The organism is Allobosea robiniae (assembly GCF_900102525.1).
Classification (GTDB): Bacteria; Pseudomonadota; Alphaproteobacteria; order Rhizobiales; family Beijerinckiaceae; genus Allobosea; species Allobosea robiniae.
Genome location: NZ_FNBZ01000006.1, coordinates 327,853 through 351,118, shown reverse-complemented (window position 1 = coordinate 351,118; position 23,266 = coordinate 327,853). Strand labels below are relative to the sequence as shown.

Below are 23,266 nucleotides of genomic sequence, written 5' to 3'. Positions count from 1 at the left end.
GCACGCGCTGCGGCACGAAGTGCTGCTGCGCAGATGCGGGACCGTCACCAGAAAGAGGCGCCTTCTCGTAAAACGGTCCCGTGTCTGCGGCGCATCGCTTCGCGCTGCACCGCGCACGGGATGACAGGCGAAGAGCTTACTCCGGGCGCAGCAGGATGTGCTTCTTCTTGCCGAAGGAGAGCTTGATCACGCCTTCTGACGTCAGGTCGCCGAGGCCGAGCAGCGCGCGCTCATCGGTCACGACCGCGTCGTTGACGCGCAAGCCGCCGGCCTTGACCTGACGGCGGGCCTCGCCGGTCGAGGGCACCAGCCCCGCCTTCACGAATGCGGTGAGCACGCCGATGCCCGACTCGACCTCGGCCCGCGCGATCGCGACGCTCGGCAGGTCGGCGGCAAGCCCTCCTTCCTCAAAGGTCTTGCGCGCGGTTTCGGCGGCGGCTTCGGCCGCCTCGCGGCCATGGACGATCGCCGTGATCTCGGTCGCGAGGATCTTCTTCGCCTCGTTCAATTCGGCGCCGTCGAGTGCGGCGAGCCGGGCGATCTCGTCCAGCGGCAGGCGCGTGAACACCTTGAGGAAGCGACCGACATCGGCGTCCTCGGTGTTGCGGAAATACTGCCAGAAATCATAGGGGCTGAAGACGTCGGCATTGAGCCAGACGGCGCCATTGGCGGTCTTGCCCATCTTGGCGCCGGAGGAGGTGGTCAGCAGCGGCGTCGTCAGGCAGTAGAGCTGCGGGCCGCCCATCCGGTGCGAGAGGTCGACGCCATTGATGATGTTGCCCCACTGGTCGGAGCCGCCCATCTGCAGGCGGCAGCCATAGCGCCGGTTGAGCTCCGTGAAGTCGTAGCCTTGCATGATCATGTAGTTGAACTCGAGGAAGGACAGCGACTGCTCGCGGTCGAGCCTGAGCTTCACCGAATCGAAGGAGAGCATGCGGTTGACCGAGAAATGCCGGCCGACATCGCGCAGGAACTCGACATAGTTCAGCTTCAGCAGCCAGTCGGCGTTGTTGGCCATCATCGCGTCGGTCGGCCCGTCGCCATAGCGCAGGATGCGGCCGAAGACGCGCTTGATGCTCTCGATATTGGTGGCGATCTCCTCGACGGTCAGCAGCTTGCGCTGGTCGTCGCGGAAGGAGGGGTCACCGACCATGGAGGTGCCGCCGCCCATCAGCGTGATCGGGCGGTGGCCGGTCTCCTGGAACCAGTAGAGCATCGTCAGCGAGATCAGGTTGCCGATATGGATGCTCGTCGCGGTCGCGTCATAGCCGACATAGGCCGTCTGGGTTCCCTGCCGGCACAGAGCATCGAGGCCTGCCGGATCGGAGACCTGATGGATGAGGCCGCGCTCGTCGAGAACGCGCAGGAAATCGGACTTGTAGGTGGTCATGGCGGCTTGCGATCTGCTGGATGTCGTTCCGCCGTCGTCTAGAGCATCGGGCCGAAAAGTGGAAATCGCTTTTGCGGCAAAGGCGCTCTCAACCTCATCCGGGAATGCGGCCGAGCCAGATATCGGCGGTGTCGTGCGGGTGTGGCAGCTCCACGATGTCGCGCGGGAGGCCGAGGTCGCAGATCGCGCGGGTATCGAGCGTCGCGAGCCGGTGCTGCGTGCGTTCGGTTTTCCGATGGCGCTGCCAGAGCGTGAGCAGGCCGTGCAGAAGGGACGAGCCGCCGGATGTCTCCAGCGGCGCCGCATGGGAGGCGCAGGTCATGATGGTATCCTCTCGGAGGCGGGCGCTACCGCCCGCTGATGTGAGGTGAATCTGGGCCAGATGCGGCGCGGCGACAAAGCGGAAGATTGCCACCTGTCATAAAGAGAGCTTATGCTTCGGCATGCCTTCGCATCCGCCGCCGCCCAAGCTTCCGCCTCTTGCCGCGGTCCGCGTCTTCGAGGCTGCGGCACGCCACCAGAACTTCACCCGCGCCGCCGAGGAACTCGGCATGACGCAGGCGGCCGTGAGCTATCAGATCAGGCTGCTGGAGGACCGGGTCGGGGCGCCGCTCTTCCTGCGCCAGCCGCGCCAGGTCGTGCTGACCGCGATCGGTCAGCGGCTCGCCGGCCCGGTCGGCAAGGCGCTTTCCGATATCGGGACGGTGTTCCGCGACATCTGCGAGGAGAACCAGACGGTCCTGACGATCTCCTCGCTGCAGACGATGGCGATCACCTGGCTGTCACCGCGATTGGCACAGTTCCAGATGGAGAACCCGCAATTCGCGGTGCGCGTCAGGACCTCGCAGCATCTCGTCGACTTCACCACCGAGGCCGTCGACCTTGCCGTGCGTTATGGGCCGGGCTCATGGCCCGGCGTGACGGCGGAGAAGCTGTTCGATTGCCATTACGCGCCGCTCTGTTCGCCGGAGCTGCGCGAGCGGCTGCAATTGCGCGAGCCGGCCGATCTGCTGCGAGCGCCGCTGCTCAGCGCCGACGAGGGGGCCTGGAAGGACTGGTTCGCCGATCTCGGTCTCGACATGCCCCGGCCTGGCGGGCGGACGATGTCGCTGGAAATGCAGGCGATGAGCGTCCAGGCGGCGATGCGCGGCCATGGCGTCGCGATGGCCGTGCCGGAGCTCTTTGCCTATGACATCGCCGCCGGGCGGCTCGTCTATGCCGTCGAGCACGTCGTGCGCGACGCATGGGCCTATTGGATCGTCTATCCGACGGAACGCCAGCGCGAGCGCAAGATCAGGCTGTTCCGCGACTGGATACTGACGGAGGCGCGGGCAGCGCAGATGACGCTGCCCGTCATGGCGTCGAGCCGGGGGCTGACCCACCCGTCTCCTTGAGCAGGCAGGCTCAGGCCTGTTCCTGCTCGCTCTTGAGGATTTCGGGGCCGACCTTGCCGTCAAGATAGACGCCGACCTGCTCCATCAGCACATCGACCTTGCCGTCGAAGAAGTGGTTGGCGCCCTCGACGACCGTGTGCTCGATCTGGATGCCCTTCTGGGTCTTCACCTTCTCGATCACCGCCATCACCTCCTTCACCGGAGCGACACGGTCCTCCGAGCCATGGACGAACAGGCCCGAGGACGGGCAGGGCGCCAGGAACGAGAAGTCGTAGCGGTTGGCCATTGCCGCGATCGAGAGGAAGCCCTCGATCTCCGGGCGGCGCATCAGGAGCTGCATGCCGATCCAGGCGCCGAAGGAGACGCCGGAGATCCAGCAGCTCTTAGCCTCGGGGTTGAGCGCCTGCATCCAGTCGAGCGCGGCGGCGGCGTCCGAGAGCTCGCCCGCGCCATGGTCGAAATGGCCCTGGCTGCGGCCGACGCCGCGGAAGTTGAAGCGCAGTGCCGAGAAGCCGCGATTCACGAAGGTGTAGAACAGGTTGTAGACGATCTGGTTGTTCATCGTCCCGCCGAATTGCGGGTGCGGGTGCAGGATGATCGCGAGCGGTGCACCCCGCTTCTTGGCCGGCTGGTAGCGGCCCTCGATCCGGCCTGCCGGCCCGTTGAAGATAACCTCTGGCATCGTCTCACCGCTTCTTGCGGCAGTGCCGGCGCGGGCGGGCAGAAAGCGGGCGCATGCCTGCTCGAAACCCGGCCACCCTTGACGGCGCCACCATGCGCGCCCTAGATGAAGAGCGCTTAGAATAGTTCTAACAGCCGTGAACAAGTCGAGAACAAAACGGTGGACCGCTTCTGCGAGCCGCGTTTCGACCGTTCCGGCCGGTTCGGATGGGCGGCTATAGCACGGCGCACAGGTGCGATTTCAAGCATTTCGTATCAGTGGGCGCCGATGACGAGGATGGAGCAGGCAGGATCGTGACGGCGGGACGCGCCTATCTCGACCACAACGCCACGACCCCGGTGCGACCCGAGGTGGTGGAAGCGGTCGCGCATGCGCTGACGCTGCCGGGCAATCCGTCCTCCGTCCATGGCGAGGGGCGTGCCGCGCGGGCCGCCATGGAGCGTGCACGCGAGCAGGTCGCGAAGCTCGTCGGCGCCAAGGCCTCGAACATCGTCTTCACCAGCGGCGGCACGGAAGCGAATGTCGCGGTGCTCTCGCCGGGCCTGATGGATTGCGATGGCGGCCGCGACTGCGTGCGCACGCCCGCGGCGCTTCTGCTTCACAGCGCGACCGAACATGCCTGCGTGCGCGAGGGGCATCGGTTCCCGCGCGGCATGGCGGAAGAAATTCCGGTCGACGACAACGGGCTGGTCGATCTCGCCTGGCTCGACGCGCGATTGACCCGCTTCGTCACCGAGAACCCCGGCGCCCGCGCGCTCGTCTCGATCCATCTCGCCAATAACGAAACCGGTGTGATCCAGCCGGTCGCCGAGGCGGCCGCCATCGTGCATCGCCATGGCAGCCTCATGCATAGCGACGCCGTGCAGGCGGCGGGCAAGATCGCCATCGACATCATGTCACTCGGCGCCGATGTGCTGACGTTCTCGGCGCACAAGATTGGCGGCCCGAAGGGCATCGGCGCGATCGTCTTCCGCACCGGCGCGCTCGAGCTCGCGGACAAGCCGATGCGTGGTGGCGGGCAGGAGCGCGGCTGGCGTGCCGGAACCGAAAATCTGCCGGGAATCATCGGCTTCGGCGCAGCGGCTGAGATCGCTGGCAAGCTTCTGGCCGAGGAAGCCGCGCGGCTTGCCGGCCTGCGAGACCGTCTGGAGGCGGGGCTTGCAGCGCTGTCGCCGGAGACGGCGATCTTCGCTCAGGCCACGCTGCGTTTGCCGAATACCAGCGCCTTCGCGACGCCGGGCTTCAAGGCCGAGACCGTTCTGATCAGACTCGACCTCGTCGGCGCGGCATTGTCGTCCGGCTCGGCCTGCTCGTCCGGCAAGGTCAAGCGCTCGCATGTGCTCGATGCGATGAAAATCGACCCGGCCATGAGCGCGGGGGCCTTGCGGGCGTCGCTCGGATGGACCACCTGCGAGGCAGATATCGATCGCTTTCTCGCGGCCTACGAAAAGCTCGTGACCGCGCAACCCGATCGGAGCGCCAAGGCTGCCGCCTGAAGCGTTCCGCAACACGAAGACCAAACCGGCGGGCCTTGAACCCGCACTGGAGACTGAGAAATGGCAGCGGTCCAGGAGACCATCGATCAGGTCAAGTCGATCGACGTGACCGAGTACAAATACGGCTTCGTCACGGAGCTGGAGGTCGACAAGCCGGCCAAGGGCCTCACCGAGGACACGGTCCGCTACATCTCGGCGCGCAAGAACGAGCCGGAATGGATGCTGGAATGGCGGCTCGATGCCTTCCGTCGCTGGAAGACCATGACCGAGCCGACCTGGTCGCGCGTCAACTATCCGCCGATCGACTACCAGGACCTCTACTACTACGCCGCGCCGAAGAAGGGCGCCTCGCCGCAATCGCTCGACGAGGTCGATCCGGCCATTCTCGAGACCTACAAGAAGCTCGGCATCCCGCTGCGCGAGCAGGAAATCCTGGCCGGCGTCGCCCCTGAGAACCGCGTCGCGGTCGATGCGGTGTTCGACTCCGTCTCGGTGGTGACCACTTTCAAGAAGGAGCTGGCGCAGGCCGGCGTGATCTTCTGCTCGATCTCCGAGGCGATCCAGGAGCATCCTGAGCTGGTGAAGAAGTACCTCGCGACGGTCGTTCCGGTGACGGACAACTATTTCGCGACGCTGAACAGCGCGGTCTTCACCGACGGCTCCTTCGTCTACATTCCCAAGGGCGTCCGCTGCCCGATGGAGCTGTCGACCTATTTCCGCATCAACGAGCAGAATACCGGCCAGTTCGAGCGCACGCTGATCATCGCCGACGAGGGCGCCTATGTCAGCTATCTCGAAGGCTGCACGGCACCCAAGCGCGACGAGAACCAGCTCCACGCCGCGGTGGTCGAGCTGATCGCGCTCGACGATGCCGAGATCAAGTACTCGACCGTGCAGAACTGGTTCCCCGGCGATGCCGAGGGCAAGGGCGGCATCTACAACTTCGTGACCAAGCGCGGCGATTGTCGCGGCAAGAACTCGAAGATCTCGTGGACGCAGGTCGAGACCGGCTCGGCGATCACCTGGAAATATCCGTCCTGCATCCTGCGCGGCGACGGCTCGCGCGGCGAGTTCTACTCGATCGCGGTGTCGAACGGCATGCAGCAGGTCGATAGCGGCACCAAGATGCTGCATCTCGGCAAGAACACGACCTCGAAGATCATCGCCAAGGGCATCGCCGCCGGCAAGTCGGACTCGACCTATCGCGGCATCGTCTCGGCCCATCGCAAGGCGACGGGCGCGCGCAACTTCACCAACTGCGACTCGCTGCTGATCGGCGACCAGTGCGGCGCGCACACCATCCCCTATATCGAGGCCAAGACCGCCACCGCGATCTTCGAGCATGAGGCGACCACGTCGAAGATCGGCGAGGACCAGATGTTCTACTGCCAGCAGCGCGGCCTCTCCGAGGAGGAGGCGGTGGCGCTGATCGTCAACGGCTTCGTCAAGGAGGTGCTGCAGCAGCTCCCGATGGAATTCGCCGTCGAGGCGCAGAAGCTGATCACGATCTCGCTCGAAGGCTCGGTTGGATAAGGGCGGTCATCCCGCACGCGCTGCGGCACGAAAGTGCTGCCGCGCAGATGCGGGCCGTCATCAGGACCATCACTGGACAAAACGATCCCGCATCAGCGGCGCACAGCCTCGCGCAGCACCGCGCACGGGATGACACAGGAACGAAACGATGCTCGAAATTCGCAATCTGGTCGTCAAGATCGCCGACGAGGACAAGCAGATCCTCAACGGCCTGAACCTCACCGTGAACGACGGCGAGGTCGCCGCCATCATGGGGCCGAACGGCTCCGGCAAGTCGACCCTGTCCTACGTCATCGCCGGCAAGGAGGACTATGAGGTCCTCGATGGCGAGATCCTGCTCAACGGCGAGAACGTGCTGGAGATGGAGGCCGATGCCCGCGCTGCCGCCGGCATCTTCCTCGCCTTCCAGTACCCGCTGGAAATTCCCGGCGTCGCCACCATGACCTTCCTGAAGGCCGCGATGAACGCGCAGCGCAAGGCGCGCGGGCAGGACGAATTGCTGACGCCGGACTTCATCAAGCAGGTCAACGCCGCCGCCGACAAGCTCGGAATCGCCAAGGACATGCTGCGCCGCCCGCTCAATGTCGGCTTCTCCGGTGGTGAGAAGAAGCGCATGGAAATCCTTCAGATGGCTCTGCTTTCGCCGTCCATGTGCATCCTCGACGAGACCGATTCCGGCCTCGATATCGACGCGCTGCGGATCGTCGCCGAGGGCGTGAATGCGCTGCGCGACAAGAACCGCGGCTTCCTCGTCATCACCCACTACCAGCGCCTGCTGGACCATATCGTGCCGGACACCGTCCACGTCATGTCTAAGGGCAGGATCGTGAAGACCGGTGGCAAGGAGCTGGCGCTCGAGCTCGAGAAGTCGGGCTACGCGGCCTATGGGGAGGCTGCTTGATGGCCATCGTCACCCCGCTGAAGACGGCTGCCGAACAGCAGCTCGTTCAGCAATACGCTGACAGCAAGGCCGAGCTGCCGGGCGGCCCGGCCGTACGCAAGCTGCGCGAGGATGCCTTCGCTGGCTTCGAGGCCAAGGGCCTGCCGCATCGCCGGCTCGAATCCTGGCGCTATACCGATCTGCGCACGCTGCTGCGCGAGGCGCGCCCGCTTGCCGGCGGCGCCGCCGTCACGGCGGCGGTCAAGGCTCGCCTTGCGGCGCTGAAGCTCGACGGCCTGCGCCTTGTACTGGTCGATGGCATCTTTGCGCCGGAACTCTCCACGCTCGACGCGATCCCCGAAGGCGTCTCGGTGCAGTCGCTCGCCGAGGCGCTGGTTTCGCCGCGCGAGGACCTGACCCGCATCCTCGCCGGCCCCTCGGTCGGTAACGACGATACGGGCCTCGCGCTCAATACCGCGCTGATGCGCGACGGCGTGTTTATCGAGATCGCCGATGGCGTCGAGGTGGAGCAGCGGATCGTGATCGTCGCGCTCGCTTCGGGCGAGGAAGAGCGGGCGGTGTTCCATCGCTCGGTCGTGCTCGCTGGCAAGGGAGCCAAGGGCACGGTCGTCGAGGTCAGCGAAGCGGCGGGCAAGGCCGCGCAACAGATCAACGGCGCGATCGTCTTCGAGACCGGCGACGAGAGCGAGATCCAGCACGTCCGCATCGTCACCCGCCAGCAGGCGGCGACGGTTGAGGTGCAGAGCCTGCTCGCGACGGTGGGCGCTCACGCGAAGTTCGATTCCTTCGCGCTGATCTGCAATGCCGGCACGGTGCGCCAGCAGCATTTCGTCCGCTATGCCGGCGAGCACACCGAGATCGGCCTGCGCGGCGTCAACCTGCTGCGTGGCTCCGAGCATTCGGACGTGACGCTGATCGTCGACCACGAGGTGCCGCACGGCACCAGCCGCGAATTGTTCAAGACGATCGCGAGCGGCGAGGCGACCGGCGTCTTCCAGGGCAAGGTCATCGTGCGCCAGCATGCCCAGAAGACCGATGGCAGCATGAAGAGCAACGCGTTGCTGCTGAACGACGGCGCGTCGATGTACAACAAGCCCGAGCTGGAGATCTTCGCCGACGACGTGGTCTGCGGCCATGGCGCGACGGTCGCGCAGATCGACGGCGACCAGCTCTTCTACCTGATGGCGCGCGGTCTGCCGCGGCCGCAGGCCGAGGCGCTGGTGCTGCAGGCCTTCGCCGGCGAGGCGGTCGAGTTCATCGCCGACGAGGATGTGCGCGATCTCGTGATGACCGAGGTCGAAACGTGGCTCAAGGCCCGCGAGGCCGCTTCCGAGGTGAGTACCGTCTGATGCCCTATATCAACGTCCAGATCACCAAGGGCGCGACCCGCGCGCAGAAGGCCGAGATCGTCAAGACCTTCACCGAAACGTTGGTGCGCGTGCTCGGCAAGGATCCGCAGAACACCCATATCGTGATCCAGGAGATCGAGCGCGAGGATTGGGGCCATGGCGGCGTGCTGGTCGCCGACAAGGCCCCGGCCTCGCCCGGAAAGGCCTGAGCCATGAACGCGCTGGCGAAGCCCTACGACGTCCAGGCGATCCGCAAGGATTTCGCGATCCTCGGCCGGGAAGTCTATGGCAAGCCGCTGGTCTATCTCGACAACGCCGCCTCGGCCCAGAAGCCCGAGGCGGTGATCGAGGCGATGACGCGGCTGATGCGGGAGGACTATGCCAATGTCCATCGCGGCCTGCACTATCTCGCCAACGCGTCGACGGAAGCCTATGAGGCGGCTCGCGAAAGTGCGCGCCGCTTCCTGAACGCAGCGCATCTGGAGGAGATCGTGTTTACGCGCTCCTCCACCGGCGCGCTCAACACGGTGGCCTCGTCGCTCGGCCGATACCTGAAGATCCAGGAAGGCGACGAGATCATCCTCTCGATCCTCGAGCACCATTCCAACATCGTGCCCTGGCATTACTGGCGCGAGCGTCATGGCGCCGTGATCAAATGGGCGCCGATCGACGAGGATGGCAATTTCCTCATCGAGGAATTCGAGAAGCTGATCTCGCCGCGCACCAAGGTGGTGTCGCTGACCCAGATGTCGAACGCGATCGGTACGATCATCCCGATCGCCGAGGTTGCTGCGATCTGCCGCTCCTACGGCATTCCGCTGGTGGTCGACGGCAGCCAGGGCGCGGTGCATCTGCCGGTCGACGTGCAGGAACTGGGCTGCGATTTCTACGCCTTCACCGGCCACAAGACCTATGGGCCGACCGGCTCCGGCATTCTCTGGGGCAAGAAGGAATGGCTCGACAAGCTGCCGCCCTACGAGGGTGGCGGCGAGATGATCGTCACCGTCAGTGAAGACACAGTGACTTATAACGACCCGCCGCACCGCTTCGAATCCGGCACGCCGGCGATCGTCGAGGCGGTGGGGTTGGGCGCCGCGCTCGACTACATGATGGCGCTCGGCCGCGAGAATATCGCAGCGCATGAGGCCAAGCTCGGCGCCTACGCGATGGAGCGGCTCGGCGAGATGAACTCGATCCGCATCTTCGGCAAGGCCCGGGAGAAGGGCGCGATCGTCGCCTTCGAGATGAAGGGCGCCCATGCCCATGATGTCGCGACCGTGATCGACCGTGCCGGTGTCGCAGTCAGGGCCGGCACCCATTGCGCCATGCCACTTTTGGCACGATATGGAGTGACATCGACCTGCCGCGCCTCCTTCGGGCTCTACAATACGCTCGAAGAGGTGGACAAGCTGGTCGATGCCCTGCGGAAGGCCGAGAGCCTGTTCGCCTGACCGGGACTTTGAAGAGATGACCGACAGCGTCGCTGAAGAGATCAAGCCGAACGCCCCCGCCATGGGCAAGGGCACCGCGTTGCCGCCGGAAGAGATCGACCGGCTGACGGATGATATTATCGCCGCCCTGAAGACTGTCTACGATCCCGAGATTCCCTCGGACATCTACGAACTCGGCCTGATCTACCGCGTCGATATCGCCGACGACCGGCAGATCACGATCGACATGACGCTGACCGCGCCGGGTTGCCCGGTTGCCGGCGAGATGCCGGGCTGGGTCGAGAATGCCGTGAGCACCGTCAACGGCGTCGCTGGCGTGACGGTCAACATGACCTTCGATCCGCCCTGGGACCAGTCGCGCATGTCCGACGAGGCCCGGGTCGCGCTCGACATGTGGTGAGGCTGGACCCGTCCGCTGCTCTCGCGCATGATGCCCTATGCGCGAGACGAAGTGGGATTATCTGGTCTTTCCCTTCCTGGCCGCCCTGCTGATCGGCGTGTTCTACGCCTCGCTGCGGCTCGTCGGCTTCTTCGGCCTGGGCGTGCTCGGTCTCGTCATCGGCTTCATCACCGTGCGGATGGACCTCGAACGCGACGGGGCGAGCAGCGATCCCTCGGCATTGGCCGAACAGTTCAAGGCCCGCGAGCGGATGTCGCGCTCGGAACGCGCCGAATTTCAGGCCGCGCAGGCGTTCCGGCTGAAGCCGCTCTTCATCGCGCAGATCGTCGCGACCGGCTTCGTCATTATCGGCTTCAGCCTGCATTTCCTGCTGTGACGGCGGCGGTCGCGCGCGCGTGATCGATCGCATGATCGACCTTCATTATTCCCGGCCGGAGAAGGATGGCATCAAGACGGGGCGCAGGATTGTCGCCACCGGAGCCCGCCATGCCCAGCTTTCCCTACGAAACCGTCGACGTCTTCACCGATCGCGCCTTCGGCGGCAATCCGCTCGCCGTCTTCACCGATGCACGCGGGCTCTCCGATGCCCAGATGCAGGCGCTCGCGGCGGAAATGAACTATAGCGAGACGACCTTCGTCCTGCCGCCGGACGATCCTGCCAATGACGCGCGGGTGCGCATCTTCCATCGCACCGCCGAGATGCCCTTCGCCGGCCACCCCAATGTCGGCACCGCCTGCGTGCTGGCGCGTCATGGCCGCGACCGCAACGGCGTCCTGCGCTTCGAGCAGATGGCCGGGCTGGTCGAGATTGCCGTCGAGCGCGATGCGGCCGGGGCCGTATCGGGCGCCGTCATCGCCGCGCCGCAGGCTCTGTCACTCGGTGTCGAACTGCCGGCGGACCGGATCGCCGCCTGTGCGGGTCTCTCGCTCTCCGATATCGTCACCAGCGGTCATAAGCCGGTCCAGGCTTCGCTTGGCGTGAAATTCGTGCTGGCAGAGGTCGCGCCCGCCGCGCTCGCCGGTGCCGCACCTGATCTCGCCGCCTTCCGCACGCTTGAGGGCCAGCATGCCGAATTGCAGGGGCGGCTGTCGCTGTTCCTCTATGCCCGCGACGGCAACGCGGTCCGGGCGCGGATGTTCGCGCCGCTGGCCGGCACCTAGGAAGACCCCGCGACCGGCAGCGCCAGCGCCACGCTCGGTGCGTTGCTCCTGTCGCTCGATGGCGGGGAAGAGGCTGCCTACAGCATCACGCAGGGCGTCGAGATGGGGCGGCCGAGCCGCCTGAACGTCACGTCGCGTCGTGCTGCGGACGGCTTCCGCTCGCGGGTCGGCGGTGGCTGCGTGCCGATGTTCCGCGGGGAGGCGCTGCTATAGCCCCAGTTCGGCCCGCGCCCGCTTCGTCAGCCCGGCGGCGACGAGGCGGTGGCTCTCGGCGAGATAGTCCTGCAGGGCATCGTCCGGCATGCTCTCGCCGGTAAGCCACTGGATCCATTTCATGCCGCGCGAGGCGAGATAGGGCGCAGGCCTGAGGCCCGGCTGCTCGCCCAGGATGTCGAAGGCCATCGGCGAGCATTTGAAGGAGACGGCCATCTCGCCGTCCTCCTGCTGCCGGCCGAGGGCGAAGACCTTGCCGCCGACCTTCCAGACATCGGCGCCGCCCCATTGCACGACATGGCTCGTGGCGGGGAGGCTCGCGCAGAAGGCGTTGTAGGCCGCAGGCGACATTGCGTTGGTAACTCCTGGCTCAGTAGCTCTCGGCGTCGATGCCGTGCTTCGCGGCAGCGGCCACGATCTGCGACCAGGTCTCATCATCGAGCGGGATGCCGGCCGCCTGCCGTTCTATCCTGACCTTGCGCTCCTTGTCGCCGGGCGCCAGCACCGGGTTGGCCGGGTCCTGCGGCTTCGCCGCGCGGACGAAGGCGAGATAGCTCTCGGTGCGGCTGCGGCGCAGCTCCGCGTCCGGCTCCAGCCGGGCCGGATCGATGATGACGCCGAAGAGCGAATTGATCACCCAGGTCTTCTGCGGCTTCTGGTCGATGCGGGCTGCGCCCATCAAGCCGGCCGAGAGCAGTTCCGCGATCAGCGAGAGGCCGGCACCCTTGTGGTCGCCGAAGGGCAGGAGCGCGCCGAGCGGATGATCGGGACTGGCGAAGACATGGGCGGGGTCGGTGGTCGGGCGGCCCTCGCCGTCGATGATGTAGCCGGGTGGCACCTGCTCACCCTTGTTGAGGGCGACGCGGGCCTTGCCATGGGCCATGCGGCTGGTGGCGAAGTCGAGGATCAGGGGCTCGCCGCCGGGGACGGGGATGCCGATGGCATGGGGATTGGTGCCGAAGCGGGCTTCCTTTGCCGCATAGGGCGCGACGATCGGTGGGCGGCCCGCGACATTGACCCAGAAGAACGAGATCAGCCCTGCCTCCGCGGCGACTTCGGCATAATGGCCGATGCGGCCGATATGATGGGAATCGAGCAGGTTGACGATGGCGACGCCGCCGGTCCGCGCCATCGTGATGGCCCGGTCGACGGCGTTGCGCGCGTTGGGCTGGCCGAGCGCGATCTTGCCGTCGATGATCAGGAAGGGCGCGGTGTCGACGCGTGTCTGCGGCTGTGAAGCCGGGCTGAGATTGCCGTCGGCCAGCGACTGGAAATAGAGCGGCAGCATGCCGACGCCGTGGCTGTCATGGCCGCTGAGATTGGCGAGGACGAGATGATCGGCCGTCTCCTGCGCCTCCGCCTCGGTCCAGCCGGCCTTCACGACCATGTCGCGGACGAGGGCTTGCAGCGATTCGGGGCGGTGCAGACGGTGCGCCATGGGTTTCCTGCCGTTTGGAAGAGGTCTTGTCGGAAGAGGTCTTGGGGGCCTCGGGGGATCTTGAGCGCCAGAGTGCATGAGCGGGGCGGTTCCGCAATGCGTGGGGCGGGCAGGGGGCGGATACGAAGCGCATGGCGCGCTGGCGGCATCTCGACGAAAGCCCTGCCGATCCCTATGTTACTGGGAACAATCTTGCTTCACCGGGCCTTGAACCCGGTCGAGGAGGGACCACAATGTTTTCGATACCGGGCCTGAAGGTCATTTCGCTGACCGACGCCGCGGCCACCCGTATCCGCGAGATCATGGCGCAGTCTGCGGGCGGCGGGGCGCCGGCGCTCGGCCTCAGGGTCGGCGTCAAGAAGGGCGGCTGCGCCGGCATGGAGTACACCTTCGAGATCGCCCGTGCGACCAGCAAGGGCGACGAGATCGTGACCGAAAAGGACGCGACGGTCGTCGTCGATGCCAAGGCCGTGCTGTTCCTGCTCGGCACCGAACTCGATTTCAAGACCGACCGGTTCTCGTCGACCTTCGTCTTCAATAACCCCAACCAGGTTTCGGCCTGCGGCTGTGGCGAATCGGTCGAGATCAAGCCGCGCAGCGAGAGCGCGCTGGCGGCGTCCTGAGTTAAAGCCCGCTGGAATCCGGCTTGTTCAGGCCACGCGGCTGGCGGTCTCCAGGGCATCCTCGGTGACGGTGCGGTTGCGGCCGTCGCGCTTGGCCTGCATCAGCGACTGGTCGGCCCGGTCGACCAGCGAGCCGGCGGTATCGCCGCGGCGATAGCTGGAGACGCCGAGCGAGATGGTGATGCGGCCGAGATTCTCGTTGGTCGAGCGCTTGATCAGTTCGCGGGTCAGCAGCGCCTGACGCACGGTCTCGGCGCCGAACTTGCCGGCGATCAGGTCGGCCTCGGGCAGGATGATGGCGAATTCCTCGCCGCCGAAGCGGGTGATGATCGCCTTGTCCTTGAACTTGTCCTTCATCGTGCGCGCGACGAGGCGCAGCACCTGGTCGCCCGTGAGATGGCCATGGGCGTCGTTGAAGCGCTTGAAGAAGTCGATATCGGCCATGACCAGCGCGAAGGGCTCGCGGCGCAGCGTCGCCTGATCGATCGACTTCTGCAGCATCTCCTCGAAATGGCGGCGATTGGCGAGGCCGGTCAGCGGATCGGTCAGGGCCTCGGCGCGGGTCGATTCCAGCGCCTCGCGCAGGTTGCGGATCTCGTTCGAGCTGTTGCGCAATTCCGCTTCGAGCTGCGCCTTGCGCGAAACCTCCTCGCGCGTCGACATCACCAGCGCCTCGACCCATTCGCGCAGCTTGTGGCGATCCGTCGCTGGCGGCACATCCTCGGACATGGCACAGAGACGGCCGTGATAGAGCTCGCTGGAGCCGAGCGCCTTGTCGACCAGCCCCATCATCGCCTCGATCTCGCCGAGAACCTGCAGGCTGGTGCGCTCGGCCTGGCGCGAGAAGCGCTCGGTCGAGATGAAGCGTTCGTAGAGGCTGTCGATATCGGCCGCGGTGACCTGGCCGTCGCTGCCGGTGACGATGGCGCTCATCGCGATGCTGACGGCCGGCATCTCGCCGCTCAGATGGGCGTACCAGACCTCGAAGGCGCGGGGGTAGCTTGGCGAGCCGTGCTGACGCATCGCCGCGACGACGCGCTCGGCGAGATCATCAGTGCGGGCGGGAACCGAAACCAGGTCGTCCATGCCATCGCCATTCCGGTATGAAGCCGGGTCGTGGCCTTCGGCCACGTCAGCTTCGATCAAGACAATCGAAGCGGGACATCCTGTCCGCATCTACGGCGGCATGCGCCCGTCCGCTGCGAAAGTCAGCCCGTCGCAGCGAAGGGCAATCTAGGTCGACATCGTTAAAAACCGGTTGATGCCGTAACGTTATCCGACGCGCGCCGGGCGCAGCAGGAAGGCCGGGACATGATCCCCCAGACCCTTCACCTGCGGACCGTCATCGTCGTCGCGGCCATGCGAGCCGCGCCCGCGGCGGGGGGCATCCTGATTGCGCGCGGCGGGCGGGGGCGCGGCCGTCTCGGAATCCGGCCGGATCGGCACGCGGCGCGGCTTGCGCTGCGTATCGGCCACGGTCTCATCGGCATCCGGCCGCGCGGCGCTGGAATCGGCGCGTGCCCCGCGTTCGGGACGGCCACGGCCGCCGCGCGAGGAGGAGCGCTTGTCGTCCCGGCGGCCGCTGCGACGTTCGTCGCGCGGTTCGCCCGGGGGCAGGGCGTCGAGGCCGGGGCCTTCGAAGGCGATGGTCTGACCGGTTAGCTTCTCGATCGCCGCGACGAGCTTGTCGTCATGGCGGGTGACGATGGTGAAGGAAGCGCCTTCGCGGCCGGCACGACCGGTGCGGCCGATGCGGTGGACATAGTCCTCGGCATGGGTCGGGACGTCGAAGTTGAAGACATGGCTGACGGCGGGGATATCGAGGCCGCGCGCCGCGACGTCCGAGGCGACGAGGATCGGATTCTCGCCGGTGCGGAAGGATTCGAGCGCCGCCATGCGGGCGTACTGATCCATGTCGCCGTGGAGCGCGACCGCCGGGAAACCATGGCGCTGCAGCGACTTGTGCAGCGTTGCGACATCGCGCTTGCGGTTGCAGAAGACGATCGCGTTCTGCAGGTCGGTCGCGCCCTTGATGAGCTTGCGCAGCGTCTCGCGCTTCTCGAAATCCTGCGAATTGGAGGCGATCAGGCGCTGGGTGATCGTCGCGGCCGCCGTGGCGGGGCGGGAGACCTCGACGCGGACCGGGTTGTGCAGGAACTGCTCGGAGATGCGGGTGATCTCCGGCGGCATCGTTGCGGTAAAGAACAGCGTCTGCCGGGTGAAAGGCACGAGCTTGCAGACCCGCTCGATGTCCGGGATGAAGCCCATGTCGAGCATGCGGTCGGCTTCGTCGATGACGAGAAGCTCGACGCCGGTCAGCAGCAGCTTGCCGCGCTCGACATGGTCGAGCAGGCGGCCGGGCGTCGCGATCAGCACGTCGACGCCGCGGGTGATCTTGGCATCCTGGTCGCCGAAGGAAACGCCGCCGATCAAAAGCGCGACCGAGAGCTTCTGGTTGACGCCGTAGCGGGTGAAGTTCTCCTCGACCTGCGCCGCGAGCTCGCGCGTCGGCTCCAGGATCAGGGTGCGCGGCATCCGGGCCCGGGCGCGGCCGGTTTCCAGGATGGTCAGCATCGGCAAGGTGAAGGCCGCGGTCTTGCCGGTGCCGGTCTGGGCAATGCCCAGAACGTCCTTGCGGGCGAGAACATGCGGAATGGCCTGGGCCTGGATGGGGGTCGGCGTGCTATAGCCTGCGGCGGTGACGGCCGTCAGAACCTTTTCACTCAAGCCGAGTTCGGCAAATGACATCGCGTATGGTGCTTCTTCTGGGTCGGTGAAACACGGCGGGATGACCTGCTCAACCACCGCGTTGGCGCGACGACAGTTCCTGCGCGCCTTCGGACCCGTGTGGAATGCAAAGAAAACGCGGCAAAGTCAATCATCTAGCCTTGAAAGGACTGCTTTAACCTCATGAAGGAGCCGCTTGTTCTCGTTCCCGGCCTGAGTTGCAACGCCGCGCTCTATGCTCCGCAATGGCCTGCGCTTGCCGATGGACGCCCCATCCTGGTCGCCGATCACGCCCGCGATGACACGCTTTCCGCCATCGTCAAGCGCTTGCTCGCGGCCGCTCCGCCGCGTTTCGCGCTCTGCGGGCTGTCGATGGGCGGCTATGTCGCGTTCGAAGTGCTCAGGCAGGCGCCGGAGCGCGTGACGCGGCTGGCCTTGCTCGACACCAGCGCCAAGCCGGCGACGCCCGAGACCAACCTGCCGCGTGAGCAGATGATCGGGTTGGCGGAGAAGGGGGCTTTCGACAACGTCACGACACTGCTCTGGCAGAAACTGGTCGCGCCGGCGCGCCTGACCGATGAGCCGCTGCGGCTGCTGGTGCGTGGGATGGCCGACGATGTCGGAGCCGAAGGTTTCGTGCGCCAGCAAAAGGCGATCATGAAGCGGCCGGACTCGCGGCCGATGCTGGCAGGTCTATCGATTCCGGTGCTGGTGCTGGTGGGCCAGGAGGATGAGATCACGCCCGTTGCCGAAGCGCAGGAAATGGCCGGCCTCGTCGGTGCTCGCGGACGGCTGGCGATCGTGCCCGGCTGCGGTCACCTGTCGACGCTGGAAGTGCCCGAGGTTGTGACGGCGGAACTGTTGCGCTGGCTCGGCTGATACTTGTCATTGCGGGGCGCACCGCAGGCGCGAAGCCGGAATGACAAGGATGATCCTGATCAGCGGGGCAGGGCGCAGGGGTCGAGCTTCGTGTCGCCCGCCGCCCGGGCGATCGAGCCCGTGGTCATCGGGTCGCGCTTGGAGGCGGCGAGGCTGACCTGGGCCAGGCGGTCCTTGTCGAGCGAAGCGGTCTGGCTCGACAGGAAATTCGCGGCGATGACCGACAGGAAGGCGATGGCCGCGCCGGCCTTGGCGATATCGGCGGCGATGGTGCCGCGATTGTTCTTCCAGAACAGTTCGATCAGGCGCATGGCGCACTCTCCACGGCCCGTGACATCACGAGCTTTGCGGCAGCATGCGCCCTCAGCAGTAAAAGGATGGTTAGCCAAGTCTTGCCGGATTGCAGACGAATTTAGCGATCGCCTGCATTCTCGCCGGTTCTGCCGATCAGGCGGGCCTGCTGTTCCTTGAACAGCTTGCGCAGGGCGCTCAGCACCGCGGCGACGCCCGGCCTGCGGCGCGAGACCTCGTGCGAAACCAGGAAGATGTCGTCACCGGTCTGCTCGGGCGGCGGCTGGAGGCGGCGCAAGGTCGGATCGGCATCGCCCATGAAGCAGGGCGCCATCGACAGCGCCCCGGAGGAGCGGACGCTTTCGTAGCGCGCGGCCGAATCGCCGACGCGCGCCGCGATCGGGCGGCCGGCGGCATAAGCCATGATGTGGTCGTCGATCCGCGAGGAGGTTTCGCGATTGACCGAGATGATCGGCGCGGTCGCGGGATCGATGTCGCGGCGAACATAGAGCGCCTGCATCAGCCGCCCGACCTTCTGTGCGTAATGGCCGGGCTCGCCCGGAACCCGGGTCATGCGGAGCGCGATATCGGCTTCGCCGCGCGCCAGGTCGAGCCGGTTGCGTGTGCTGATGATGACGATCTCGACCCCGCCCGCGGCTTGCGAGATCGCCGTTGCGTTCATGGTCAGGAGCAGGCTGATCGAGGTGGTGGCGGTGATGCGGACGGGCGCGTCGGCTTGCGGGCGAGCCGTGTCCGCGCGGATCGCGAAGCGCCTGGCGGCGGCTTCCACGAGGGCCGCCTCGGTTGCGAGCTCAATGCCGATCGCGGTCGGTACGAGCCGGTTGGCCTCGCGGGTGAAGAGCTGCAATCCGAGCCCGGTCTCGAAGGCCTTCAGCCGGCGCGCGACCGTTGCCTCGCTCAGGCCTAGGCGCGCCGCTGCCACGGCCATCGACCCGCCGACGGCGATGGCGTTGAAGATCCGGATGTCGTCCCAGGATACCTGTCCGACCGGGGATGCCAGATCGCCGTCGCGTCGAGATGGAGGGGAAGCAGGCTCGCCCATGCCGTCAGTGGCCAGTCCCAGGAGGTATGGTGTCGGCGATCATGGCGGTCCGGGAGGTGAGGAGGGTTCGACATGCGCGAACCCTGCCGGGAAATGTCTGCTCGAGCAGCCCGCCGGGCGTGAGCCCCAGCCCTGCAAGGATGCAGGGCTCGTAACTCACAGGTCGATCAGTTCGCCGGCAAAGGCGGCGCGTTCCTGGATGAAGACGAAGCGCGCTTCCGGCTTGTTGCCCATCAGGCGCTCGACCGTGTCGGAGGTCTCCTCCTTGGCCTCGTGATCGACCATGACCTTGAGCAGGATGCGCTTGCTCGGGTCCATGGTGGTTTCCTTGAGCTGGGCCGGCATCATTTCGCCAAGCCCCTTGAAGCGCGAGATCTCCGGCTTCTTGCCCTTGAACACCGTCTCGATCAGCTCGTCCTTATGGGCGTCGTTGCGGGCATAGACGCTCTTGCCGCCGTGCTGGAGGCGGTAGAGCGGCGGCACGGCGAGATAGAGATGGCCCTTCTCGATCAGGCGCGGCATCTGGCGCCAGAAGAAGGTGACGAGCAGCGAAGCGATATGGGCGCCGTCGACATCGGCGTCGGTCATGACGATGACCTTCTCGTAGCGCAGGTCATCCTCGCGGAACTGGGTGCCGATGCCGCAGCCGAGCGCCAGGATCAGGTCGGCGAGCTGCTGGTTGGCATTGAGCTTCTCGCGCGTGGCATTGGCGACGTTGAGGATCTTGCCGCGCAGGGGCAGGATCGCCTGGTTCGAGCGATTGCGCGCCTGCTTGGCCGAGCCGCCGGCCGAGTCGCCCTCGACGATGAAGAGCTCGGAGCCGGCCGCGCCCGCATTCGAGCAATCGGCGAGCTTGCCGGGCAGGCGCAGCTTTCGCGTTGCGGTCTTGCGCGAGACTTCCTTTTCGAGGCGCCGGCGCAGGCGCTCCTCGGCCCGGTCGACCGACCAGTCGAGCAGGCGCAGCGCCTGCTGGGGCGCGGCGGCGAGCCAATGGTCGAAGGCGTCGCGGATCGCGTTCTCGACGATGCGGTGGGCTTCCTGCGTCGCGAGCTTGTCCTTGGTCTGGCCCTGGAATTCCGGCTCGCGGATGAAGACCGAGAGCATGGCGGCGCAGGTCGCCATCACGTCGTCGGAGGTGACCTGCGCCATGCGCTTGGACTGGCCGATGCGCTCGGCATGGTCGCGCAGGCCGCGCAGCAGGGCGATGCGCAGGCCCTGCTCATGCGTGCCGCCTTCGGGTGTCGGGATCGTGTTGCAATAGGAGGAGGAGAAGCCGTCCTCGCCGGTCGCGAGCCAGGCCACCGCCCATTCGAGCGAGCCGTGGCTGCCTTCCCGGGTGATCTTGCCGGAGAAGATCGGCTCAGCGACGAGGTCCTTGCCCTCGATCTCGCGGCCGAGATAGTCGCGCAAGCCCCCGGGGAAGCGGAACACCGCTTCGGCGGCGACGTCGCCCTCGGGCTTCAGCAGCGACGCTGCGCAGGTCCAGCGGATCTCGACGCCGCCGAAGAGATAGGCCTTGGAGCGTGCCATCCTGAACAGGCGGGCCGGCGAGAAGGCCGCGCCCTCGCCGAAGATCTGCGCGTCGGGGTGGAAGCGCACGCGGGTGCCGCGCCGGTTGGCGACAGCGCCGACGGTTTCCAGCGGCCCCTGCGCCAGGCCGCGCGAGAAGATCTGGCGATACAGCGTCTTGCCGCGCGCGACCTCGACCTCCAGCCGGTCCGACAGGGCGTTGACCACGGAAACGCCGACGCCATGCAGGCCGCCCGAGGTCTCATAGGCCTTGGAATCGAACTTTCCGCCGGCATGCAGCGTCGTCATGATGACTTCGAGCGCCGACTTGCCCGGAAATTTCGGATGGGGGTCGACCGGGATGCCGCGGCCATTGTCGGTGACGGCGATCGAGCCGTCCTCGAACAATTCGACATCGATGAAGGTGGCGTGGCCGGCCACCGCCTCGTCCATGGCGTTGTCGATCACCTCGGCGAAGAGATGATGCAGGGCGCGTTCGTCGGTGCCGCCGATATACATGCCCGGCCGGCGGCGCACCGGCTCCAGCCCTTCGAGGACCTCGATGGCGGAGGCGTCGTAGCCGGTCTCCGAAAGGGTGCCGTTGCGGGCAGGGGATGCGGGCGGCTGCGGCGCCTTGGGAGCAGCGGCGGGCGAGCGGGCTTCCGGCCTCGGGCTCGCCGCGTCGGGCCGCTCCGGCTCCGCACCGAAAAGATCGCCGTTATCCGCCATTGCCACCAAATGCTTCCTGATTCGCGCCTTCGAACTCTAGCGCATTGCGGTCCGTCATGCCCTGTCAGGGGCAGCTTATAGACGCCTCATCCCCGGATCGAAACCGCCTCGTCTCCGGCGATCGCATGCCTGTCACATCCCTGTCGCTGGCTTGGGCAAGAGCGGGGCGGAACCGAGCCGTTCAGGCCACGTTAACCATCCGTGCCGAGGATGGTCAGCACGTTCAGGCCTATGCGGATTTCCGCAATGCGCTATGATCGGTCTACAGGGGGGGAGAAGGCCGTGGCTTCGCGTCAGTCAGTGCCGGTTGCGGGTATCGCGGGTTTGCAGCGTGCTGCACGCCTCGCCGGCGAATCCTTCGGTCATGAAGATGTCATCGGCACGCCCCTGGCGGCGAGCGATCCGCATGCCTCGCGCTGGGTCTGGTGGCTTGCGGCGATCGCCGCTTCGGCCGGGCTTGCGGTTCTGCATTTCTCCTGAAAGCCGCCCTCGGGCCGCGCGGAAATATCAACCTTTATGCCCTAGGCCTGTGGCCGGAGGGCAATGGGATGTTTCGCGTCATCGTCACGGATAGCGGATTGGCCGATAGCGGCGCGTTGCTATCTGCCGCGCCTGTTCGTGCGGCCTGAGCGGAGCGTCGCGCCGGTGGGCCAGATCGCCGCTCTCGGAGCCTATATCTATCAGGCTGTGCTGGCGCTCGTGCTGCTGCTGCTGGTCTCGCGTATCCTGCCGGCGCGGGATTTCACGCATTATTCGCTCTTCGTCACGATCAGCCAGTTCGCCAGCATTGCCGTCTTCGAGTGGATCCGGTTCTCCTGCAGCCGGTTCTATCCCGGCCCCGACGAGACGGCGCAGCGCTCGGTCATCGCGTACGCTTTCGCCGTTTGCGCTGCTCTTTGCCTGCTCGCGGGAGCAGGCGTTCTCGCGTCGGGCGCGGTTGCTCCGGGGATTGCCGTCGGCGGAGCCTTTTTTGCGGTGTTCCAGGGCGGTTCGGAGCTGCATCTGACGATGCTGCGCTTCCGGCAGGATTTTCGGCTGTTCTCGATCCTGCAGGCTGCCCGGGCGTCACTCCTGGCGATCGGCACGGTCGGCGGAGCCATGCTTGCCCCGACGCTTTCAGGCGCGGTGGCCGGCATGCTGGCCGGAAGCCTCGCCTATGTCGTGCTGGCGCGGCTTGCCGGGGGCCCGCTGGCGCGAGGGCTCCATCGGCCGCAGCGTCATCTGCTGAAGAAGTACCTCGCCTATGGCGGCGTTTCGGCCGGAGCCTCCGTGGCCAGCCTTCTGGCGCCGCTCGGGCTCAAGGCGCTGATCACGGCGGTGATCGGCAGTCAGGGCGCGGCCGGCGCGCTGCTGGCGCTCGACCTGCTGCAGCGGCCCTTCATTCTGGTCGTCTCGGCGCTCCATGCGATCCGCTATCCCGAACTGGTCGCAAGCTATGACCGCGAGCCGGGTTCGCCGGCCTTCCGGGAGCGCCTCGGCGGCTACTACGCACAGCTTGCGAACTGCTCGCTGGTAACGGCGGCAGTGATCCTGTGCCTGCTGGCGCCGGCCGCGACCTGGCTGGTGAAGGCCGAACTGCGCGAGACCTTCCTCCTCGCCGCGCCGGCCGTGACGATCCTCGCGCTGCTGCGGGCCTGGGTCCAGAACCTGCTGCCGACGCCCGCGCATCTGACGCAGCGCCTGAGGCCGATCATCGGGCTGGCCGTGACCGACGCCATCCTGCTCAACCTGAGTTCGCTCGCCGGCTGGGCCTTGTCCGGCGGCTCGCTGACCGGATTGCTTTACAGCGGTGCCGCGGGGGCAGCCGTGGCCATGATCGTGGGGACACCGCTCTTCCTGTCGATGCCGTTCCGCTGGCCCGGGCTCACGCTGGGCAGCGCGCTCGCCGCATTCGCCATCGCCGGGTTCGCCAATGCCGGCACGCCGCAGACATCGCTGCCGGTGTCGCTGGCGGTCATACTGCTGTGCATTCCGCCGACGGCTGCGACCGTCGCCGCGCTGCTCCGGCGCCCGGGTGCTTCACCGGATATCTCGTGA

General features: G+C 66.5%; 23 protein-coding genes and 1 pseudogene. 14 read left to right on the top strand and 10 right to left on the bottom strand.

Features of this window, described 5'->3' with window-relative positions:
• Positions 1 to 136: 136 nt before the first annotated feature.
• Together tyrS and BLQ70_RS18440 are read right to left on the bottom strand one after the other, a co-directional pair.
• Entirely contained in the window at positions 137 to 1,390 is a 1,254-nt protein-coding gene (gene tyrS / locus BLQ70_RS18445; protein WP_091859547.1) for a tyrosine--tRNA ligase, read from the bottom strand.
• Positions 1,391 to 1,484: 94 nt separating this feature from the next.
• A complete protein-coding gene (locus BLQ70_RS18440; RefSeq protein WP_091859544.1) occupies positions 1,485 to 1,712 on the bottom strand; it encodes a hypothetical protein in 228 nt (75 codons plus the stop codon).
• A 121-nt stretch (positions 1,713 to 1,833) separates the two neighbouring features.
• On the opposite strand from BLQ70_RS18440, the gene gcvA reads away from it, so the two are divergent.
• On the top strand, positions 1,834 to 2,784 hold the full coding sequence (gcvA, locus tag BLQ70_RS18435) for a transcriptional regulator GcvA (protein WP_091859540.1): 951 nt from the start codon (positions 1,834 to 1,836) through the stop codon (positions 2,782 to 2,784).
• A 10-nt stretch (positions 2,785 to 2,794) separates the two neighbouring features.
• Here the strand turns inward: gcvA and BLQ70_RS18430 are convergent, their stop codons facing one another.
• Positions 2,795 to 3,466, bottom strand: coding sequence for an alpha/beta hydrolase (locus tag BLQ70_RS18430; RefSeq protein WP_061967766.1), 672 nt, complete (start codon positions 3,464 to 3,466; stop codon positions 2,795 to 2,797).
• A gap of 290 nt (positions 3,467 to 3,756) precedes the next feature.
• Between BLQ70_RS18430 and BLQ70_RS18425 the strand changes: the two genes are divergently transcribed.
• The 9 genes and pseudogenes from BLQ70_RS18425 (at position 3,757) to BLQ70_RS18385 (ending at position 11,970) form a co-directional block, all read left to right on the top strand.
• Positions 3,757 to 4,962, top strand: a complete 1,206-nt coding sequence (locus tag BLQ70_RS18425; protein WP_170843463.1) for a cysteine desulfurase family protein — start codon at positions 3,757 to 3,759, stop codon at positions 4,960 to 4,962.
• A 60-nt stretch (positions 4,963 to 5,022) separates the two neighbouring features.
• Positions 5,023 to 6,495 (top strand): Fe-S cluster assembly protein SufB, encoded by a 1,473-nt coding sequence (sufB, locus tag BLQ70_RS18420; protein ID WP_061967767.1) that lies wholly within the window; start codon positions 5,023 to 5,025, stop codon positions 6,493 to 6,495.
• A 148-nt stretch (positions 6,496 to 6,643) separates the two neighbouring features.
• Complete coding sequence (gene sufC, locus BLQ70_RS18415; RefSeq protein WP_061967769.1) at positions 6,644 to 7,396, top strand: Fe-S cluster assembly ATPase SufC; 753 nt, start codon at positions 6,644 to 6,646, stop codon at positions 7,394 to 7,396.
• The gene (sufD, locus tag BLQ70_RS18410; protein ID WP_091859535.1) at positions 7,396 to 8,745 is read left to right on the top strand and encodes a Fe-S cluster assembly protein SufD; all 1,350 of its coding nucleotides are present in this window, start codon (positions 7,396 to 7,398) and stop codon (positions 8,743 to 8,745) included. Before sufC ends, sufD begins: the two co-directional genes overlap by 1 nt.
• Positions 8,745 to 8,954 (top strand): tautomerase family protein, encoded by a 210-nt coding sequence (locus BLQ70_RS18405; RefSeq protein ID WP_061967772.1) that lies wholly within the window; start codon positions 8,745 to 8,747, stop codon positions 8,952 to 8,954. Before sufD ends, BLQ70_RS18405 begins: the two co-directional genes overlap by 1 nt.
• Before the next feature lie 3 nt (positions 8,955 to 8,957).
• Positions 8,958 to 10,196, top strand: coding sequence for a cysteine desulfurase (locus BLQ70_RS18400; protein ID WP_091859532.1), 1,239 nt, complete (start codon positions 8,958 to 8,960; stop codon positions 10,194 to 10,196).
• A gap of 16 nt (positions 10,197 to 10,212) precedes the next feature.
• The gene (locus BLQ70_RS18395; RefSeq protein WP_061967776.1) at positions 10,213 to 10,596 is read left to right on the top strand and encodes an SUF system Fe-S cluster assembly protein; all 384 of its coding nucleotides are present in this window, start codon (positions 10,213 to 10,215) and stop codon (positions 10,594 to 10,596) included.
• A gap of 37 nt (positions 10,597 to 10,633) precedes the next feature.
• The gene (locus tag BLQ70_RS18390) at positions 10,634 to 10,972 is read left to right on the top strand and encodes a hypothetical protein (RefSeq protein ID WP_091859529.1); all 339 of its coding nucleotides are present in this window, start codon (positions 10,634 to 10,636) and stop codon (positions 10,970 to 10,972) included.
• 110 nt (positions 10,973 to 11,082) lie between these two features.
• Positions 11,083 to 11,970 (top strand): annotated as a pseudogene (locus tag BLQ70_RS18385) (PhzF family phenazine biosynthesis protein).
• On the opposite strand, the gene BLQ70_RS18380 reads toward BLQ70_RS18385, so the two are convergent.
• Complete coding sequence (locus tag BLQ70_RS18380; protein WP_091859526.1) at positions 11,965 to 12,321, bottom strand: MmcQ/YjbR family DNA-binding protein; 357 nt, start codon at positions 12,319 to 12,321, stop codon at positions 11,965 to 11,967. The pseudogene BLQ70_RS18385 and the gene BLQ70_RS18380 overlap by 6 nt on opposite strands.
• Before the next feature lie 19 nt (positions 12,322 to 12,340).
• Entirely contained in the window at positions 12,341 to 13,408 is a 1,068-nt protein-coding gene (locus BLQ70_RS18375; protein ID WP_170843456.1) for a malate/lactate/ureidoglycolate dehydrogenase, read from the bottom strand.
• Positions 13,409 to 13,641: 233 nt separating this feature from the next.
• Between BLQ70_RS18375 and BLQ70_RS18370 the strand changes: the two genes are divergently transcribed.
• Positions 13,642 to 14,031: a HesB/IscA family protein gene (locus tag BLQ70_RS18370; protein ID WP_091859520.1), complete on the top strand. Its 390-nt coding sequence runs from the start codon at positions 13,642 to 13,644 to the stop codon at positions 14,029 to 14,031.
• 27 nt (positions 14,032 to 14,058) lie between these two features.
• Here BLQ70_RS18370 and BLQ70_RS18365 read toward each other — a convergent pair whose 3' ends face one another.
• Positions 14,059 to 15,117, bottom strand: a complete 1,059-nt coding sequence (locus BLQ70_RS18365; RefSeq protein WP_142115599.1) for a GGDEF domain-containing protein — start codon at positions 15,115 to 15,117, stop codon at positions 14,059 to 14,061.
• A 186-nt stretch (positions 15,118 to 15,303) separates the two neighbouring features.
• On the bottom strand, positions 15,304 to 16,779 hold the full coding sequence (locus BLQ70_RS18360; protein WP_061967789.1) for a DEAD/DEAH box helicase: 1,476 nt from the start codon (positions 16,777 to 16,779) through the stop codon (positions 15,304 to 15,306).
• A 162-nt stretch (positions 16,780 to 16,941) separates the two neighbouring features.
• Here BLQ70_RS18360 and BLQ70_RS18355 point away from each other — a divergent pair, with 162 nt between their 5' ends.
• A complete protein-coding gene (locus BLQ70_RS18355; RefSeq protein ID WP_091859514.1) occupies positions 16,942 to 17,637 on the top strand; it encodes an alpha/beta fold hydrolase in 696 nt (231 codons plus the stop codon).
• A gap of 59 nt (positions 17,638 to 17,696) precedes the next feature.
• Here BLQ70_RS18355 and BLQ70_RS18350 read toward each other — a convergent pair whose 3' ends face one another.
• The 3 genes from BLQ70_RS18350 to parE form a co-directional block, all read right to left on the bottom strand.
• Positions 17,697 to 17,948, bottom strand: a complete 252-nt coding sequence (locus tag BLQ70_RS18350; RefSeq protein ID WP_061967792.1) for a hypothetical protein — start codon at positions 17,946 to 17,948, stop codon at positions 17,697 to 17,699.
• A 101-nt stretch (positions 17,949 to 18,049) separates the two neighbouring features.
• Positions 18,050 to 18,991 (bottom strand): LysR family transcriptional regulator, encoded by a 942-nt coding sequence (locus tag BLQ70_RS18345; RefSeq protein WP_091859512.1) that lies wholly within the window; start codon positions 18,989 to 18,991, stop codon positions 18,050 to 18,052.
• Between the two features lie 156 nt (positions 18,992 to 19,147).
• Positions 19,148 to 21,229 (bottom strand): DNA topoisomerase IV subunit B, encoded by a 2,082-nt coding sequence (parE, locus tag BLQ70_RS18340; protein WP_091859509.1) that lies wholly within the window; start codon positions 21,227 to 21,229, stop codon positions 19,148 to 19,150.
• 282 nt (positions 21,230 to 21,511) lie between these two features.
• Between parE and BLQ70_RS18335 the strand changes: the two genes are divergently transcribed.
• Both BLQ70_RS18335 and BLQ70_RS18330 read left to right on the top strand, forming a co-directional pair.
• Positions 21,512 to 21,709, top strand: a complete 198-nt coding sequence (locus tag BLQ70_RS18335; protein WP_139163581.1) for a hypothetical protein — start codon at positions 21,512 to 21,514, stop codon at positions 21,707 to 21,709.
• Positions 21,710 to 21,874: 165 nt separating this feature from the next.
• On the top strand, positions 21,875 to 23,266 hold the full coding sequence (locus BLQ70_RS18330; protein WP_091859505.1) for a hypothetical protein: 1,392 nt from the start codon (positions 21,875 to 21,877) through the stop codon (positions 23,264 to 23,266).

Excerpts from the sequence above, each read along its gene's own strand:
- tyrS (WP_091859547.1), bottom strand. The coding sequence starts at position 1,390 with ATGACCACCTACAAGTCCGATTTCCTGCGCGTTCTCGACGAGCGCGGC.
- BLQ70_RS18440 (WP_091859544.1), bottom strand. The coding sequence starts at position 1,712 with ATGACCTGCGCCTCCCATGCGGCGCCGCTGGAGACATCCGGCGGCTCG.
- gcvA (WP_091859540.1), top strand. The coding sequence starts at position 1,834 with ATGCCTTCGCATCCGCCGCCGCCCAAGCTTCCGCCTCTTGCCGCGGTC.
- BLQ70_RS18430 (WP_061967766.1), bottom strand. The coding sequence starts at position 3,466 with ATGCCAGAGGTTATCTTCAACGGGCCGGCAGGCCGGATCGAGGGCCGC.
- sufB (WP_061967767.1), top strand. The coding sequence starts at position 5,023 with ATGGCAGCGGTCCAGGAGACCATCGATCAGGTCAAGTCGATCGACGTG.
- sufC (WP_061967769.1), top strand. The coding sequence starts at position 6,644 with ATGCTCGAAATTCGCAATCTGGTCGTCAAGATCGCCGACGAGGACAAG.
- sufD (WP_091859535.1), top strand. The coding sequence starts at position 7,396 with ATGGCCATCGTCACCCCGCTGAAGACGGCTGCCGAACAGCAGCTCGTT.
- BLQ70_RS18405 (WP_061967772.1), top strand. The coding sequence starts at position 8,745 with ATGCCCTATATCAACGTCCAGATCACCAAGGGCGCGACCCGCGCGCAG.
- BLQ70_RS18400 (WP_091859532.1), top strand. The coding sequence starts at position 8,958 with ATGAACGCGCTGGCGAAGCCCTACGACGTCCAGGCGATCCGCAAGGAT.
- BLQ70_RS18395 (WP_061967776.1), top strand. The coding sequence starts at position 10,213 with ATGACCGACAGCGTCGCTGAAGAGATCAAGCCGAACGCCCCCGCCATG.
- BLQ70_RS18390 (WP_091859529.1), top strand. The coding sequence starts at position 10,634 with ATGCGCGAGACGAAGTGGGATTATCTGGTCTTTCCCTTCCTGGCCGCC.
- BLQ70_RS18380 (WP_091859526.1), bottom strand. The coding sequence starts at position 12,321 with ATGTCGCCTGCGGCCTACAACGCCTTCTGCGCGAGCCTCCCCGCCACG.
- BLQ70_RS18375 (WP_170843456.1), bottom strand. The coding sequence starts at position 13,408 with ATGGCGCACCGTCTGCACCGCCCCGAATCGCTGCAAGCCCTCGTCCGC.
- BLQ70_RS18370 (WP_091859520.1), top strand. The coding sequence starts at position 13,642 with ATGTTTTCGATACCGGGCCTGAAGGTCATTTCGCTGACCGACGCCGCG.
- BLQ70_RS18365 (WP_142115599.1), bottom strand. The coding sequence starts at position 15,117 with ATGGACGACCTGGTTTCGGTTCCCGCCCGCACTGATGATCTCGCCGAG.
- BLQ70_RS18360 (WP_061967789.1), bottom strand. The coding sequence starts at position 16,779 with ATGTCATTTGCCGAACTCGGCTTGAGTGAAAAGGTTCTGACGGCCGTC.
- BLQ70_RS18355 (WP_091859514.1), top strand. The coding sequence starts at position 16,942 with ATGAAGGAGCCGCTTGTTCTCGTTCCCGGCCTGAGTTGCAACGCCGCG.
- BLQ70_RS18350 (WP_061967792.1), bottom strand. The coding sequence starts at position 17,948 with ATGCGCCTGATCGAACTGTTCTGGAAGAACAATCGCGGCACCATCGCC.
- BLQ70_RS18345 (WP_091859512.1), bottom strand. The coding sequence starts at position 18,991 with ATGGGCGAGCCTGCTTCCCCTCCATCTCGACGCGACGGCGATCTGGCA.
- parE (WP_091859509.1), bottom strand. The coding sequence starts at position 21,229 with ATGGCGGATAACGGCGATCTTTTCGGTGCGGAGCCGGAGCGGCCCGAC.